The 16321-nt window shown below is 60.0% G+C and carries 13 protein-coding genes; 6 read left to right on the top strand and 7 right to left on the bottom strand.

Annotated elements, in window-relative coordinates:
- Positions 1-10 precede the first annotated feature (10 nt).
- Together ACVBEG_RS22820 and ptsP are read left to right on the top strand one after the other, a co-directional pair.
- A complete protein-coding gene (locus ACVBEG_RS22820; RefSeq protein WP_219063620.1) occupies positions 11-490 on the top strand; it encodes an RNA pyrophosphohydrolase in 480 nt (159 codons plus the stop codon).
- A 22-nt stretch (positions 491-512) separates the two neighbouring features.
- Positions 513-2792, top strand: coding sequence for a phosphoenolpyruvate--protein phosphotransferase (gene ptsP, locus ACVBEG_RS22815; RefSeq protein ID WP_219063619.1), 2280 nt, complete (start codon positions 513-515; stop codon positions 2790-2792).
- Between the two features lie 310 nt (positions 2793-3102).
- Here the strand turns inward: ptsP and ACVBEG_RS22810 are convergent, their stop codons facing one another.
- Positions 3103-3849 (bottom strand): NRDE family protein, encoded by a 747-nt coding sequence (locus ACVBEG_RS22810; RefSeq protein WP_322177405.1) that lies wholly within the window; start codon positions 3847-3849, stop codon positions 3103-3105.
- Positions 3850-3965: 116 nt separating this feature from the next.
- Between ACVBEG_RS22810 and ACVBEG_RS22805 the strand changes: the two genes are divergently transcribed.
- From ACVBEG_RS22805 to ACVBEG_RS22795, 3 genes are read left to right on the top strand one after another with little or no spacing between them, the layout of a single operon-like run.
- Positions 3966-4751: a sulfite exporter TauE/SafE family protein gene (locus ACVBEG_RS22805; RefSeq protein WP_322177406.1), complete on the top strand. Its 786-nt coding sequence runs from the start codon at positions 3966-3968 to the stop codon at positions 4749-4751.
- A gap of 36 nt (positions 4752-4787) precedes the next feature.
- Positions 4788-5600, top strand: a complete 813-nt coding sequence (gene lgt, locus ACVBEG_RS22800) for a prolipoprotein diacylglyceryl transferase (protein WP_323566187.1) — start codon at positions 4788-4790, stop codon at positions 5598-5600.
- A gap of 51 nt (positions 5601-5651) precedes the next feature.
- Positions 5652-6623, top strand: coding sequence for a thymidylate synthase (locus tag ACVBEG_RS22795; RefSeq protein WP_323566188.1), 972 nt, complete (start codon positions 5652-5654; stop codon positions 6621-6623).
- A gap of 98 nt (positions 6624-6721) precedes the next feature.
- Here the strand turns inward: ACVBEG_RS22795 and cadR are convergent, their stop codons facing one another.
- The gene (cadR, locus tag ACVBEG_RS22790; RefSeq protein ID WP_322177409.1) at positions 6722-7168 is read right to left on the bottom strand and encodes a Cd(II)/Pb(II)-responsive transcriptional regulator; all 447 of its coding nucleotides are present in this window, start codon (positions 7166-7168) and stop codon (positions 6722-6724) included.
- An 83-nt stretch (positions 7169-7251) separates the two neighbouring features.
- Between cadR and ACVBEG_RS22785 the strand changes: the two genes are divergently transcribed.
- Positions 7252-9513, top strand: a complete 2262-nt coding sequence (locus ACVBEG_RS22785; protein WP_447108328.1) for a heavy metal translocating P-type ATPase — start codon at positions 7252-7254, stop codon at positions 9511-9513.
- A 29-nt stretch (positions 9514-9542) separates the two neighbouring features.
- Here ACVBEG_RS22785 and hutG read toward each other — a convergent pair whose 3' ends face one another.
- From hutG to ACVBEG_RS22760, 5 genes are all read right to left on the bottom strand, one after another.
- Positions 9543-10346 (bottom strand): N-formylglutamate deformylase, encoded by an 804-nt coding sequence (gene hutG, locus ACVBEG_RS22780; RefSeq protein ID WP_323566190.1) that lies wholly within the window; start codon positions 10344-10346, stop codon positions 9543-9545.
- 16 nt (positions 10347-10362) lie between these two features.
- Positions 10363-11568, bottom strand: a complete 1206-nt coding sequence (hutI, locus tag ACVBEG_RS22775; protein ID WP_322277886.1) for an imidazolonepropionase — start codon at positions 11566-11568, stop codon at positions 10363-10365.
- Between the two features lie 15 nt (positions 11569-11583).
- A complete protein-coding gene (locus ACVBEG_RS22770; protein ID WP_447108327.1) occupies positions 11584-13002 on the bottom strand; it encodes an amino acid permease in 1419 nt (472 codons plus the stop codon).
- A gap of 104 nt (positions 13003-13106) precedes the next feature.
- Positions 13107-14645, bottom strand: a complete 1539-nt coding sequence (gene hutH, locus ACVBEG_RS22765; protein WP_322277888.1) for a histidine ammonia-lyase — start codon at positions 14643-14645, stop codon at positions 13107-13109.
- Between the two features lie 203 nt (positions 14646-14848).
- Positions 14849-16318: a purine-cytosine permease family protein gene (locus ACVBEG_RS22760; protein WP_322177415.1), complete on the bottom strand. Its 1470-nt coding sequence runs from the start codon at positions 16316-16318 to the stop codon at positions 14849-14851.
- Positions 16319-16321 lie beyond the last annotated feature (3 nt).

Genomic DNA, 16321 nt, shown 5'->3' with positions numbered 1-16321 from the left:
GGTTGTTGCCGTGATCGACCCCGATGGTTTTCGCCCTAATGTCGGGATTATTCTGACAAATGATGCTGGCCAGGTCTTATGGGCTCGGCGAATCAACCAAGATGCCTGGCAGTTTCCTCAAGGTGGAATCAACCCTCAGGAGACGCCGGAAGACGCTTTGTACCGCGAATTGAATGAAGAAGTCGGGCTGGAACGGCATGATGTGCAAATTCTCGCCTGCACCCGGGGCTGGTTGCGTTATCGTTTGCCGCAACGTTTGGTCCGTACCCACAGTCAACCGCTGTGCATCGGCCAGAAACAGAAGTGGTTTCTCCTGCGCCTGATCTCCAACGAGCAGCGGGTGCGGATGGATTTGACCGGTAAACCGGAATTTGATGGCTGGCGTTGGGTCAGTTATTGGTATCCGTTGGGCCAGGTGGTGACATTCAAGCGCGAGGTGTATCGACGCGCCCTTAAAGAGCTTGCCCCGCGCCTGCTAGCGCGCGACTGACGACGGAGTTCGACCCCGAGCCATGCTCAATACGCTGCGCAAGATCGTCCAGGAAGTTAACTCCGCCAAGGATCTCAAGGCGGCGTTGGGGATTATTGTGTTACGCGTCAAAGAGGCCATGGGCAGCCAAGTCTGCTCGGTCTATTTGCTCGACCCTGAATCCAACCGCTTCGTGTTGATGGCCACCGAGGGCCTGAACAAGCGCTCTATCGGCAAGGTCAGCATGGCGCCCAACGAAGGCCTGGTTGGCCTCGTGGGCACCCGCGAAGAACCGCTGAACCTCGAAAACGCTGCTGATCACCCGCGTTATCGCTACTTTGCCGAGACGGGCGAAGAGCGCTACGCGTCCTTCCTGGGTGCGCCGATCATCCACCACCGTCGTGTGGTCGGCGTATTGGTCATCCAGCAAAAGGAGCGGCGTCAGTTCGACGAGGGCGAAGAAGCCTTCCTCGTGACCATGAGCGCCCAGTTGGCGGGTGTTATCGCCCACGCTGAGGCCACCGGCTCGATCCGTGGGCTGGGCCGTCAGGGCAAAGGCATTCAGGAAGCCCGATTCGTCGGTGTGCCGGGTTCGCCGGGCGCAGCAGTGGGTACGGCTTTCGTCATGTTGCCGCCGGCTGATCTTGAAGTCGTGCCGGACAAAACCGTCAGCGACATCAAAGCCGAACTGGCCTTGTTCCAGAATGCCCTGGAAGGCGTGCGCGGCGACATGCGCTCGCTGTCGGCCAAGCTTGCCACCCAGTTGCGCCCCGAAGAGCGCGCATTGTTCGACGTTTACCTGATGATGCTCGACGACGCTTCGCTGGGCAGCGAAGTGACCGACGTAATCAAGACCGGGCAGTGGGCACAAGGCGCGTTGCGCCAAGTGGTCAGCGAGCACGTCAAACGTTTCGAATTGATGGACGACGCTTACCTGCGTGAGCGGGCGTCCGACGTCAAAGACCTGGGCCGCCGCCTGTTGGCCTATCTCCAGGAGGCGCGCCAGCAGACGCTGGTCTACCCCGATAACACTATTCTGGTCAGCGAAGAGCTGTCACCGGCCATGCTCGGCGAAGTGCCGGAAGGCAAGCTGGTCGGCTTGATCTCGGTACTCGGTTCCGGCAACTCCCACGTCGCGATTCTGGCTCGGGCCATGGGTATCCCCACGGTCATGGGCGTGGTTGATCTGCCGTACTCCAAGGTCGATGGCATTCAGTTGATCGTCGACGGCTACCACGGCGAAGTCTTCACCAACCCCAGCGAGATCATGCGCAAGCAGTACGCCGAGGTGGTTGAAGAAGAACGGCAACTGTCCCAGGGCCTCGATGCCCTGCGTGAGCTGCCGTGTGTGACCCTGGACGGGCATCGCATGCCATTGTGGGTCAACACCGGCCTGCTGGCCGATGTCGCCCGTGCTCAGCAGCGTGGCGCCGAAGGGGTGGGCCTGTACCGCACCGAAGTGCCGTTCATGATCAATCAGCGCTTCCCGAGCGAAAAAGAACAGCTGGCGATTTATCGCGAACAACTGGCGGCCTTTCATCCGCTGCCAGTCACCATGCGCAGCCTGGACATTGGTGGCGACAAATCGCTCTCGTACTTCCCGATCAAGGAAGACAACCCGTTCCTCGGCTGGCGCGGGATTCGCGTTACCCTCGATCACCCGGAAATCTTCCTGGTGCAGACCCGGGCGATGCTCAAGGCCAGCGAAGGCTTGAACAACCTGAAGATCCTGCTGCCCATGATTTCGGGCACCCATGAGCTGGAAGAGGCGCTGCACCTGATCCACCGCGCCTGGGGTGAAGTGCGCGACGAAGGCACCGACGTGCCGATGCCGCCGATTGGCGTGATGATCGAAATCCCGGCAGCGGTTTACCAGACGCGCGAACTGGCGCGTCAGGTGGACTTCCTGTCAGTGGGCTCCAACGACTTGACTCAATATTTGTTGGCGGTCGACCGCAACAACCCGCGTGTAGCCGACCTGTATGACTACCTGCACCCGGCCGTGCTGCAAGCCCTGCAAAATGTAGTGCGCGATGCTCACGCCGAAGGCAAGCCGGTCAGCATCTGCGGTGAAATGGCTGGCGACCCGGCGGCGGCCGTGCTGTTGATGGCGATGGGCTTCGACAGCCTGTCGATGAACGCCACCAACCTGCCGAAAGTGAAGTGGATGTTGCGTCAGATCAACCTGAGCAAAGCCAAGGAACTGCTGGCGCAGTTGATGACCATCGACAACCCGCAAGTGATCCACAGCTCCCTGCAACTGGCCCTGAAAAACCTGGGCCTGTCGCGGATGATCAACCCGGCATCGGTGAAAGGGCATTGACCTTTAGCGCCTGACACTCAGCCATCGCGGGCAAGCACAGGGTGTCCCCACGCTCTTACAAGGTGCTGCGGCTTACTGTAGATACCGTCCGCCAGTTTAGGGTCAAACCCAAACCTGCCGGAAGCCCGTGCCGGGCTTATTCGCAGACAAGTCAGCTCCTACCTATCAAAAGCATTGTGCCCACACGGTCTCAGCTTCTGGCCGCTATGCCGTAGGAGCAGACTTGTCTGCGAAAGGCCGGGGTCTTCGGTCGGACCCCGGCCCGATTCGCAGCCTTCGGCAGCGCCTGCAAGGGAGTGACGCCAACGCCCTAAACCCGCAACTCAACCTCACCCAAGTGCCCGCCATAGGGCCCGAAACTGTGCTCGACGAAGTGGCGGCTGCCGTCGGCGTTGACGATCAGCGCGCTGCTGGCGCGGGTGCCGTAGCTGGGGCTGGCGATGAATACGCTCGACAGTAAGCTCTCGGTGGCCAGGCCCACGCCGGTATCGGGCAATTCAGCGAACGGCGCTGTCGCCGGATCTCGCAGCAAGGTCAGAAGCCCCGACGGCTGCGGGTCGTCCAGCTGCGCGACCAGGGCGGCCTTGGCCTTCAGCAGTTTCGGCCACGGCGTATCCAGGCTTGCGTTCGACACGCCATAGACGCCTTCCTCCAGGCGTTGCGGGTGCGGATTCACGGCGCTCAGGTAATACAGCGCTTCGGCATTCCCGAGCAACAGATTGAAGCCCGCGTACTCATCGGAGCGGCCCACCACTTCGGCCAGATAGTCCTCCATCGATTGCTCGCCACACAGAAATTGCGCCACCAGCTCGCCTCGAGAGCGACGCCCCAGCGGCTGATTCGGGTTGCGGATATTGGTCAAGGCGGCAAAGCGCCCATCAGCGCCGATACCCAGCCAGGTTCCACCCGCCTCAAGGTCACGTCCGGCATATACGTCGGGTGCCTCTGGCCACTGGGCCAGCGGCACGGTCGGGCGCGCATAAAACTCATCGCGATTGGCGGCGACGACCAATGGCTGGCGATGAGCAGGGCGCCAGGCGAAGACAATCAGGCACATGCGGGACTCCTTTTTTCTTCACTCTACCTTACGGATCAAGCGTACATCACATCGCTCACCGCTAGAGCTGAGTGCCGTGCTTCCGTTACCATGCCTGACTGATTTGAGGGACACCCATGGAATTCCTGCTCTATTTGCTATTGGGCGCCGGCGCCGGCGTGCTGGCGGGGCTGTTTGGTGTGGGTGGCGGGATCATCATCGTTCCGGTGTTGGTCTACAGTTTCACCCTGCAAGGCTTCGATCCGTCGATATTGACCCACCTGGCAGTTGGCACATCGCTGGCAACCATCATTTTTACCTCGATCAACGCGGTGCGCGAGCATCACCGTCTCGGCGCGGTGCGCTGGGCAATTTTTATCTGGATGACCGTGGGTATCCTCGTGGGGGCCGGGTTTGGCGCGCTGACGGCAAAAGCCATCGCCGGCCCGCACCTGCAAAAGATCATTGGCGTGTTCGCCGTGTTGGTGGCCTTGCAGTTATTTGCCGAGTTCAAGCCCAAGGCCAGTCGCGGCGTGCCGGGCAAGGTGGGTCTGACACTCGCGGGCACTGTTCTCGGCTGGGCCTCGGCCATCTTTGGCATCGGTGGCGGCTCGCTGACCGTGCCGTTTCTGGTCTGGCGCAGCGTGCCGATGCGGCAGGCAGTCGCAACCTCGTCGGCCTGTGGCTTCCCGATTGCGGTGGCCAGCGCCTTGAGCTTCATGATCCTGGGCTGGCATGACCCGCGGTTGCCTGCGCACAGCCTGGGGTTCATCTACTTGCCGGCGCTGCTGGGTATCGCCTTGACCAGTATGATTTTTGCGCGCTTCGGCGCCCGACTGGCGCATACACTGTCGCCACGCTTGTTGAAACGAATGTTCGCCGCGCTGCTGCTGTGCGTGGGTATAAGCTTTCTGGTTCAGTAGCTCTAGTGACTAGAGCGTTTTATTTGAGGAGTCGCAATGCTGCCTTACCCGCAGATTGATCCGGTTGCATTGGCCATTGGCCCGCTGAAAATCCATTGGTACGGCTTGATGTACCTGGTTGGTATTGGCGGTGCGTGGTTACTCGCTTCACGCCGTCTGAACCGTTTCGACCCGACCTGGACCAAGGAAAAGCTTTCCGATCTGATCTTTTGGCTCGCCATGGGCGTGATCGTCGGCGGTCGACTGGGTTACGTACTGTTCTACGATTTGAGCGCGTATATCGCCAATCCACTGTTGATTTTCGAAGTCTGGAAAGGCGGCATGGCGTTCCACGGCGGGTTTATCGGCGTGATGCTGGCGGCCTGGTGGTTCGGCAAACGCAACGGCAAGTCGTTCTTCGAGTTGATGGATTTTGTCGCGCCGATGGTGCCGATTGGTTTGGGGGCCGGGCGCATTGGTAACTTCATCAACGCCGAGTTGTGGGGCAAGCCGAGCGATGTGCCGTGGGCGATGGTCTTCCCGCCGTTCAGCGATCCCGCACAGTTGGCGCGTCACCCGTCGCAGCTGTATCAGTTCGCACTGGAAGGCGTGGCGCTGTTCCTGATTCTCTGGCTGTTCTCGCGTAAACCGCGCCCAACGATGGCCGTTTCGGGGATGTTCGCCCTGTTTTACGGGATTTTCCGTTTTGTCGTCGAGTTCGTTCGCGTGCCGGATGTGCAACTGGGCTATCTGGCCTGGGGCTGGGTCACCATGGGTCAGATCCTTAGCCTGCCGATGATCATCGGTGGTCTGTTGTTGATCTGGTTGGCTTATCGCCGCGCTCCCTCGGCCAACAACGCTGCGGTTTAACACTGAAACGCCGGGGATACTGCCCGGCGAGTTCACCGATACAGGTAATTTATGAAGCAATATCTGGATTTAGTCGCCCATGTGATCAAGAACGGGACCTTGCAGGCCAACCGTACCGGGGTGAAAACCATCAGCTTCCCCGGCGCGATGTTGCGTTACGACCTGAAGGAAGGTTTCCCGGCGATCACCACCCGGCGCATGGCCTTCAAATCGGCCATCGGCGAAATGGTCGGCTTCCTGCGTGGTGTGAACAACGCCGCCGAATTCCGTGCGCTGGGCTGTAAAGTCTGGGACCAGAACGCCAACGAAAACGCGCAGTGGCTGGACAATCCGTTCCGCAAGGGCGAAGACGATCTGGGCGAAATCTACGGTGTGCAATGGCGTAAATGGCCAGCCTACAAAAGGATTGAGAGCAGCAATCCTGCGGCCATCGAACTGGCAATCAGTCAGGGTTATCAGCAGATCGCTCAGTCCGAAGAAGACGGCCAGGCCTACGTCGTGCTGTATAAGGCCATCGACCAGATTCGCCAGTGCGTTGACACCATTATGAAAGACCCTGGCAGCCGCCGGATTCTGTTCCACGGCTGGAACTGCGCTCAGCTCGATGAAATGGCGTTGCCGCCGTGCCACCTGCTCTACCAGTTCCACCCGAACCAGGAGACTCGCGAGATCTCCCTGACGCTGTACATACGCTCCAACGATCTCGGACTGGGCACGCCGTTCAACCTGACCGAAGGCGCGGCGTTGCTGTCGTTGATTGGTCGCCTGACCGGTTACACGCCGCGCTGGTTCACCTATTTCATCGGTGATGCCCACGTCTATGAAAACCACCTGGACATGCTCAACGAACAGCTCAAGCGCGAGCCATTCCCGGCACCGCAATTGGTGATCTCCGAGCGTGTGCCCGCGTTCGCCCAGACCGGTGTGTATCAGCCTGAGTGGCTGGAGCTGATCGAACCAGGCGATTTTACGCTGGAAGGGTACGAGCACCATCCGGCGATGACGGCACCGATGGCGGTGTGATGCGTTGTGGCTGATCGCTCTCACAGGACTTTCGAGATCTTTGTGGGAGCGAATGCATTGGCAAATGTCTCGACGCGGTGTGTCTTGATGCAACGCGATCAATGCCCGTGGCTTCTTCCCACATGAGAGTGTTCACTCTCTGCCGCCACAACCCCTCCGCTGGCTTCCAGCTGCTGCAATATCCCGCAATGCTCCAGGGTGCCATCGATGCAGCGCTGACGCAGCTCCAGTAGCTGTGCCTGCAACGCTTGCAGGCTCGCCACCCGGGCGTTGACATGCTGGATGTGCTCGTCGATCAGCGCATTGACGTTCTCGCACTGGTCTTGCGGGCTGTCGCGCAGGCTTAGCAGGCTGCGAATTTCTTCGAGGGTCATGTCCAGGCTGCGACAGTTGCGGATGAACGTCAGCCGTTCGACATGCGCCTGGGTGTAGAGCCGATAGTTGCCATCGCTGCGTGCGGGCGGCGGCAGCAGGCCTTCGCGTTCGTAATAGCGGATGGTTTCTACCTGGCAATCCGTCAGTTTTGCCAGCTCGCCAATCTTCATGGGGATTAATCTCGTTTACGCGCTTGACCCTATAGTGGCTACAGGGTGTTCACTTGGCAACAAGCACCTTCAAGGACTCGATGATGAGCCGCTCTGAACATCCGCATTCCGAACACGACCATTCTGAACATCACCACGCCAAGCCCCATGCGGCGGCTGATCATGCGCACACCTGCTGTTCGTCAGCCGCCACACCTGCGGTCGTCCAGTTCAACGAATCCGCTTCGTCCTCGGCGCAGTTCAGCAGCTTTCGTATCGAGCAAATGGATTGTCCGACCGAGCAGACGCTGATCCAGAACAAGCTGGGCAAGCTGGCGGGGGTGCACAAGCTCGAGTTCAATTTGATCAATCGCCTGCTGGGCGTCTGGCACGAGTTGCCGTCTACCGATCCAATCTGCGAAGCGATCAGCTCGCTGGGCATGCACGCCGAGCCCGTTGAGAAGGGTGCCAGTGCCGATGCGACTGCTCCTGCGCCGGTGAAAAAACCGTGGTGGCCGCTGGCGTTGTCGGGCGTGGCCGCGTTGGCGTCTGAAGTGATCCATTTTGCCCAGTTGGCACCCAACTGGGTGGTAGCGCTGGTGGCGTTGGTCGCGATTGTGAGTGGTGGCCTGAGCACCTACAAAAGGGGCTGGATTGCCCTGAAAAACTTCAACCTGAACATTAATGCGTTGATGAGCATCGCCGTGACCGGTGCGTTGTTGATTGGTCAATGGCCAGAAGCGGCCATGGTGATGTTCCTGTTTACCGTGGCTGAGTTGATCGAAGCCAAGTCTCTGGATCGGGCGCGTAACGCTATCGGTGGCTTAATGCAGCTGACCCCCGAGTCGGCCACCGTGCAGCAGGCCGACGGTACATGGCTCAAGCAAGAGGTGAAAACCGTCGAGTTGGGTGCGCTGTTGCGCGTGCGGCCGGGCGAGCGAATCGGGCTGGACGGTGAAGTGGTCTCGGGCAACTCGACCATCGACCAGGCACCGATCACCGGAGAAAGCCTGCCGGTAGAAAAAGCCGCTGGGGACAAAGTCTTCGCGGGCACCATCAATCAGGCGGGCTCGCTGGAATATCGGGTGACTGCAGCGGCGAATGACTCAACGCTGGCGCGGATCATTCATGCAGTCGAAGCGGCTCAAAGTGCGCGTGCGCCGACTCAACGGTTTGTCGACAGCTTCTCTAGAATCTACACCCCGGCGGTCTTCCTGCTGGCCTTGGCTGTGGCGCTGATCCCTCCGCTATTGATGGGCGCTGTCTGGTTCGACTGGATCTACCGTGCGCTGGTGCTGCTGGTGGTAGCTTGCCCCTGTGCGCTGGTGATTTCCACCCCGGTGACCATCGTCAGCGGGCTGGCGGCAGCCGCGCGCAAGGGCATTCTGGTCAAGGGCGGGGTGTACCTGGAAAACGGGCACAAGCTCGATTACCTCGCGCTGGATAAAACCGGGACCATTACCCACGGCAAGCCCGTGCAGACTGATTACCTGGCGTTAGGCCCCGATGCCCCGGGGATCAGCGACATCACGCGGAGCATCGCTGCCAGTCTGGCCAGCCGCTCCGATCACCCTGTGTCGCAGGCCATTGCCAAAGCCTCGGCTGAGCAGTCATTGACCCTGCATGAGGTCCAGGCGTTCGAAGCCCTGGCCGGTCGTGGTGTGCGCGGTGAGGTGGGTGGTCAGCTTTATCACTTGGGCAATCACCGGTTGGTAGAAGAACTTGGCCTGTGTTCGCCGGAGTTGGAGCTAAAGCTCGACGCAATGGAGCGCCAGGGGAAATCCGTGGTGCTGCTGTGTGATTCCCTCGGCCCGATAGCACTGTTCGCGGTTGCCGATACGGTCAAGGAAAGCAGCCGTGAGGCGATTCGCGAATTGCACGCGCTGGGCATCAAAACCATGATGCTGACCGGCGACAATCCGCATACCGCGAAGGCGATTGCTGATGTGGTCGGTATCGATCAGGCGCAGGGCAACCTGTTGCCAGCAGACAAACTGCAGGCCATCGAAGCGCTTTATGCGCGGGGTCATCGCGTGGGCATGGTCGGAGACGGCATCAACGATGCGCCAGCCCTGGCTCGCGCCGAGATTGGTTTCGCGATGGCGGCGGCGGGGACTGACACTGCAATCGAAACCGCCGATGTCGCCTTGATGGACGATGATCTGCGCAAGATTCCGGCCTTTATTCGCCTGTCACGTCAGACGTCGGCGATTCTCAAGCAGAATATTGTCCTCGCTTTGGTGATCAAGGCGGTGTTCCTGATCGTCACCTTCGCCGGCATGGCAACCATGTGGATGGCCGTGTTTGCCGACATGGGCGTCAGCCTGCTGGTGGTGTTCAACGGGTTGCGGTTGCTCAGGAAATAGCGGTCGTCTGACATGATGCTTTCGCGATGTCAGCCTGGATAGCGCTTCTGTCCCCAGTCGATCAGCGTTTGCAGCAGGTTTTGCAGCACCTCTTGTGTGGGCTCGGCCAGGTCTGGGCGGTACTTGAAGGGTTCGAACTCTTCCATGTAGGTGTTTTGCACCAGTTCCAGCTGCACGGCATGGATGTTGTTGGCAGGGTCACCGTAATGGCGGGTGATGTGGCCGCCCTTGAAGCGTCCGTTGAGGACATGGGTGTAATCGGTGGCTGATGCGCAGGTCGCTTCCAGCTCGCGGGCCAGTGTTGTGTCGCAGCTGGCGCCGTTGAACGTACCGAGGTTGAAGTCCGGCAGGCGGCCTTCGAACAGGTGCGCAATCTCGCCCCGAATGGAATGCGCATCGAACAGCAGCGCATAGCCGAATTCGTCACGCAGCCGCGCCAGTTCGTGCTGCAACCTTTGGTGATACGGGGTCCAAATCAGCGCCAGGTAGCGGGCGCGCTCTTCCGCGCTGGGTGCCAGGCCTTCGCGGAACAGCGGCGAGCCGTCAAACAGCGTCGCCGGGAACAGCCCAGTGGTCGCGCCGACATACAACGGCTTGTCATCGGCCGGGCGATTGAGGTCAATGACGAAACGCGAATACTCGGCCGCCAGGGTGCTGGCGCCGAGTTCGCTGGCGAAATCATACAGCTGCGGGATGTGCCAGTCGGTGTCTGGCAGGCTTTGCGCTGCGTCCACCAGGCCCGCTTCGACCGCCGGGGTCAGGCGCAATCCAGCATGGGGCATGCTGACCAGCAAGGGCAGCCGGCCACGTTTGAAATCCAGAACCTTATTCACACCTACCTCCTGAGTATCACACCAGTGATTCGGCGCCGTGACGCACGATCCGCTTGTCCAGATCGCCGCCCAGCCAGTAAGCCAGGTCCGCTGGCCGTTCAATCTTCCACGCCACGAAGTCGGCGATTTTGCCCACTTCCAGCGAACCATGGGTATCGCCCAGCCCCAGCGCTTTGGCGGCGTTGAGGGTGACGCCCGCCAGGGCCTCTTCCGGGGTCATGCGGAACAGCGTACACGCCATGTTCAGCATCAAGCGCAACGACAGGGCCGGCGAAGTGCCGGGGTTCAGGTCGGTGGCTATCGCGATGTTGACCCCGTATTTACGCAGCGCGTCCATGGGTGGCAATCGGGTTTCCCGAAGAAAGTAGAAGGCTCCCGGCAGCAGCACTGCGACGGTGCCAGACGCGGCCATGGCGATGGCATCGTCTTCGGTCATGAACTCCAGATGATCCGCCGACAACGCGTGATAGCGCGCCGCGAGGCTGGAGCCGCCCAGGGATGACAGCTGCTCGGCGTGCAGTTTCACCGGCAGGCCCAATTGAGCCGCAGTGATAAACACCTGCTCAACCTGCGCGGGCGAGAACGCCAGGTATTCGCAGAACGCATCCACCGCGTCCACCAGACCTTCCGCCGCCAGTGCCGGGAGCATCTCGTGGCAGATATGGTCGATGTAGTCGTCGGCGCGGTTGGCGTATTCCGGCGGCAAGGCGTGGGCGGCCAGGCACGTACTGCGTACCGTGACCGGGAGCACTGCACCCAGCCGACGGATCACTCGCAGAATTTTGCGCTCACTGGCCAGGTCCAGGCCGTAGCCGGATTTGATTTCCACCGTGGTCACACCGTCGCGGAGCAAGCGCTTGAGACGCTGCTCTGCACTGGCGAAGAGTTGATCTTCGCTGGCGGCGCGGGTGGCGCGTACGGTACTGGCGATGCCGCCACCGGCCGCCGCGATCTCTGCGTAGCTCACGCCTTGCAAGCGCTGCTCGAATTCGCCGCTGCGGTTACCGCCAAAAACCGTGTGCGTGTGACAGTCGATCAGGCCTGGCGTGACCCAGGCACCGCCCAGGTCGACGACGTTGGTATGGTCGTACGCGGGTTGTTCAGCCTGCGGGCCGATCCACTCGATGTGCTCGCCTGACGTCACGATCGCGGCATCCTCGATGATCGAGTACTTACCTTGCGCCATGGTCGCAACGTGACAGTGTTGCCAGAGCGTTTTCATCTGCGGCCTCCGAGGTCAGTGAGGTGAGAAAAGAGAAGGTTCAGACACCAATCGCGCCTTTGGTGTGCCCGGTTTGACCCAGATCCGGTAGGCAATCACCAGCAGCACGATCCATATCGCACCGACGATCAGTGCCGCCCGGCTGTCCGGGAAATAACCCAGCACGCCAAATATGAACAGCATGAACACGATCGCCGCCGCCGGGGCATAGGGCCAGAACGGCACCGGGAATTTCAGTTGCGCGACCTCTGTGCTGTCCATTGAACGACGCATGGCGACCTGCGTAAACAGGATCATCAGCCAGACCCAGACCGTGGCGAACGTCGCGATGGACGCTATCACGAGGAACACGTTTTCCGGGATCACATAGTTGAGAACCACGCCGCCAAGCAGGGATGCACCCATGATCAGCACGCTCATCCATGGCACACCCTGGCGCGACAGTCGGGCAAAGCTTTTCGGCGCCTGGCCTTGCTCGGCGAGGCCATACATCATGCGTCCGGCACCGAAAATGTCGCTGTTGATCGCCGATACCGCCGCTGAAATCACCACGATATTGAGAATGGTCGCGGCCGAGGAAATGCCCAGTTTGTCGAAAATCTGCACGAATGGACTGCCTTGGGTGCCGATCTGTGGCCAAGGGTAGATCGACATCAGCACGAACAACGTCAGCACGTAGAACAACAGAATGCGCAATGGCACGGCATTGATCGCACGGGGGATCACGTGCTGTGGGTCTTTGGCTTCACCGGCCGTGATGCCGATGATTTCGATGCCGCCGAAGGCGAACATCACCACCGCGAACGAAGCGATCAGGCCGCCGATCCCGTTGGGCATGAAGCCGCCATGGGCCCAGAGATTACTGATGCCTGCGACCGTTTCAGGAGTAGAAGCGCCGGACGAGCTGATGCCAAACAGCATGATGCCCAGGCCGCCGAGGATCATTGCGACGATGGCGCTGACCTTGAGCAGGGACAGCCAGAACTCTGTTTCACCGAAGACTTTGACGCTGCACAGATTGAGCGCGCCGATCAGGAATACGATGCTCAGCACCCAGATCCAGCGCGGCACATCGGGGAACCAGAACCCCATATAAATACCGAATGCGGTCACGTCGGCGAGGCAGACGATGATCATTTCAAAGGCGTAGGTCCAGCCCAGGACAAAGCCTGCCATGGGCCCGAGATACGTGCTGGCGTATTGGCCGAACGAGCCAGACACAGGGTTATGCACGGCCATTTCGCCAAGGGCACGCATGACCATGAACACCGCTGCGCCACCGATCAGATAGGCCAGCAACACGGCCGGCCCCGCCATCTGGATCGCCGACGCGGAACCGTAGAACAAGCCGGTGCCGATAGCTGAGCCAAGGGCCATGAATCGAATGTGCCGAGCGGAGAGTCCACGCTTCAGGCCGGTTGGGTGTGGCTTCATATCGCATCCCTTATTTTTGTTGTATGGCGAGAAGTGCTGCGAATCCTGGCCTCCGGGTTCGCAGCACTTCTCCCATAACGAACCGGTCCAGGTTCGGCAGTGATTTACAGGCTTGGCAACAGATTGGCGGGCACCAGCGTGTTCAAGCAGTTGGATGCCAGCAATTGGCAGGCGGCTTCGATGTCCGGTGCGAAGAAGCGGTCCTTATCGTAGAACGGCACTTTGCTGCGCAGAGCGGCGCGGGCTTGTTCGAGTTTTGGCGAGGTTTTCAAGCCATCGCGGAAATCCAGACCCTGACAGGCCGCCAGCCATTCTACGGCGAGAATGCCCCGAACGTTCTCAGCCATTTCCCACAGACGCTTGCCGGCAGCAGGAGCCATGGACACATGGTCTTCCTGGTTGGCAGAGGTCGGGATGCTGTCGACGCTGTGCGGGTGGGCCAACGCCTTGTTCTCGCTGGCCAACGCGGCTGCAGTCACTTGCGCGATCATGAAACCGGAGTTCACGCCGCCATTGGCCACCAGGAACGGTGGCAATTGCGACATGTGCTTGTCCATCATCAACGAGATGCGACGCTCGCTGAGGGCACCGATTTCCGCCAGGGCGAGGGCCAGGTTATCCGCCGCCATGGCGACCGGTTCAGCGTGGAAGTTACCGCCCGAGATCACTTCGCCTTCAGCGGCGAACACCAGCGGGTTGTCGGAAACGGCATTGGATTCGACGGCCAGCACTTCAGCGGCCTGACGCAGCTGGGTCAGGCATGCGCCCATGACTTGTGGCTGGCAGCGCAGCGAGTACGGGTCTTGAACCTTGTCGCAGTCGATGTGGGAGTTAGAGATCTGGCTGCTTTCACCCAACAGGTCGCGGTAGCAGGCAGCGGCGTCGATTTGTCCGCGTTGACCGCGAGCGGTATGAATCCGGGCATCGAACGGTGCGCGCGAACCCAGCACGGCTTCGACCGTCAGCGAGCCACAGGACAGCGCTGCGGCGAACAGGTCTTCGCCTTCGAACAGGCCGCGCAGGGCAAACGCAGTGGAGACCTGAGTGCCGTTGAGCAGCGCCAGGCCTTCCTTGGCCGCCAGGGTCAGGGGTTTCAGACCAGCAATGGCCAGGGCGTCAGTCGCTTGCAGCCATTCGCCTTTGTGACGGGCTTTGCCTTCGCCGAGCAATACCAGGGACATGTGCGCCAATGGCGCGAGGTCACCGGACGCGCCGACCGAGCCTTTGAGCGGAATGTGAGGGTAAACCTCGGCATTGATCAGCGCGATCAAGGCGTCGATCACCTGACGGCGAATACCCGAAAAACCACGGCTCAGGCTGTTGACCTTGAGCACCATGATCAGGCGCACCAGTTCATCGCTGATCGGCTGACCGATCCCGGCTGCGTGGGACAGCACCAGCGAGCGCTGGAGGTTTTCCAAGTCTTCGCTGGCAATGCGCGTCGATGCCAAAAGACCGAACCCCGTGTTGATACCGTAGGCGGTACGGTTCTCGGCGAGAATCTGCTCGACGCAGGCCACGCTGTTTTCAATTTGTTGCGAGGCACTTTCATGCAGGCGAAGGGTTACCGGGTGGTGGTAAATCGCTCGCAATTGCGCCAGGGACAGTTGGCCGGGGGTCAGGTTTAACTCAGTCACATTCATACTCCCTTGTGGGTGTTGATTAATGCCGGCTGCTTGAAGCCAACGCTTGTCGGCTGGGCCTTGTGGGCGTGTGCATCGGCTATCTTGGAAAGGCGGTGTTCACAATAAGTTCGCGAACATCGGCTGTAGGTATTCATTGTTCTTGAGGATCGCCGCGCTTCAGTTTTCACGGTCTCTCCCACTAACGAGTGCATTGGCGACCGTCAGTTCAGTGCGGCCTGGGATCGCAAATCCGATGGCATTCCTTCGGTCGTGTCGTTGTCTACCGGCAAAATCAGGCGATCTGGAATTGCGCTGTGCCATTTTTTGGCGATCAGGTAGTACGCGACGGCAGGCACCACCAGACCAATGATCCAGGATATATCGGTATCGCCCAGGGGCTCGACCAAGGGGCCGGTGTAGAAGTGGGTGGAAATGAACGGCATTTGAATCAATACGCCCAAGACATAGACGCTGATACCGATCCAGTTCCAGCGACCATAGCGGCCATCCGGGTTCGACAGCGCCGGGATGTCGTAGCGCTCTTTGGTAACGCAGTAGAAGTCCACCAGGTTGATCGCGCTCCATGGCGTGAAAAACGCCAGCAGGAACAGGATAAACGCCGAAAAGTCCTTGAGGAACGAGTCCTTGCCCAGCAAGGCCAGCAACGTTGCTACGCCGACCATGGCGAAGATGTACGTCAGTCGCAGACCACTGGAGATATGCCGGTTGCCACGAAAGCCACTGACGATGGTTGCGATCGACATGAAGCTGCCGTAGGCGTTGAGGGTCGTGATGGTGACTTTGCCGAATGCCACGCTAAAATACAGCAGGGCTGCGACAACGCCAGTGCCGCCGAGGCTGACGATGAACGACACCTCGTGGTGGGCGAATTGCTTACCCGCCAATGCGGCTGCGAACACACCGAACACCATCGATGCTTGTGCACCAATGATCGAACCCAGGCCGACTGCCCAGAACGTTTTGACTGCCGATATGCTGCGCGGCAAGTACCTTGAGTAGTCCGCCACGTACGGGCCGAACGCGATCTGCCAGGAGGCCGACAGCGAAATCGCCAACAGAAAGCTGCTCAATGAGAAGTGCTTGTTGCCCAGCAGCGCGCCAACATCATTGCCTTCCAGCAAGGCGCCAAACAGGTAGATGAACGCGATCACCCCAATCACGCTCGCCACGCGGCCAATCGCGTGAATGGCCCGGTAACCGAAGATGGTCGCTACCACGATCAACCCCGCGAAGATAACGATGCCTTGCCAGTCCTGCACATGAAGCAACTGCGCCAGCGCCTGTCCCGCCAGTAACGAACCACTGGCCGAGAAACCGATGTACATCAGGCACACCAACACCAGCGGGATCACCGCGCCATACACGCCGAACTGCACGCGGCTGGAGATCATTTGTGGCAAGCCCAGTTTCGGACCTTGCGCCGCGTGCAACGCCATAACCCCGCCGCCCAGCAGTTGCCCGACCAGCAAGCCAATCAACGACCAGAACACATCACCGCCCAGCACCACGGCCAATGCCCCGGTGACAATCGCAGTGATTTGCAGGTTGGCACCCAACCACAGCGTAAATTGACTGAACAGACGACCATGTCTTTCCCCGTCGGGGATGTAATCGATCGAACGCCTTTCGATCATTGATTTGTTTGCAACACGATCATTTGGAACAGCCATGCG

Source organism: Pseudomonas sp. GG8, from assembly GCF_052976945.1.
This window is presented reverse-complemented; position numbering and strand designations above follow the sequence as displayed.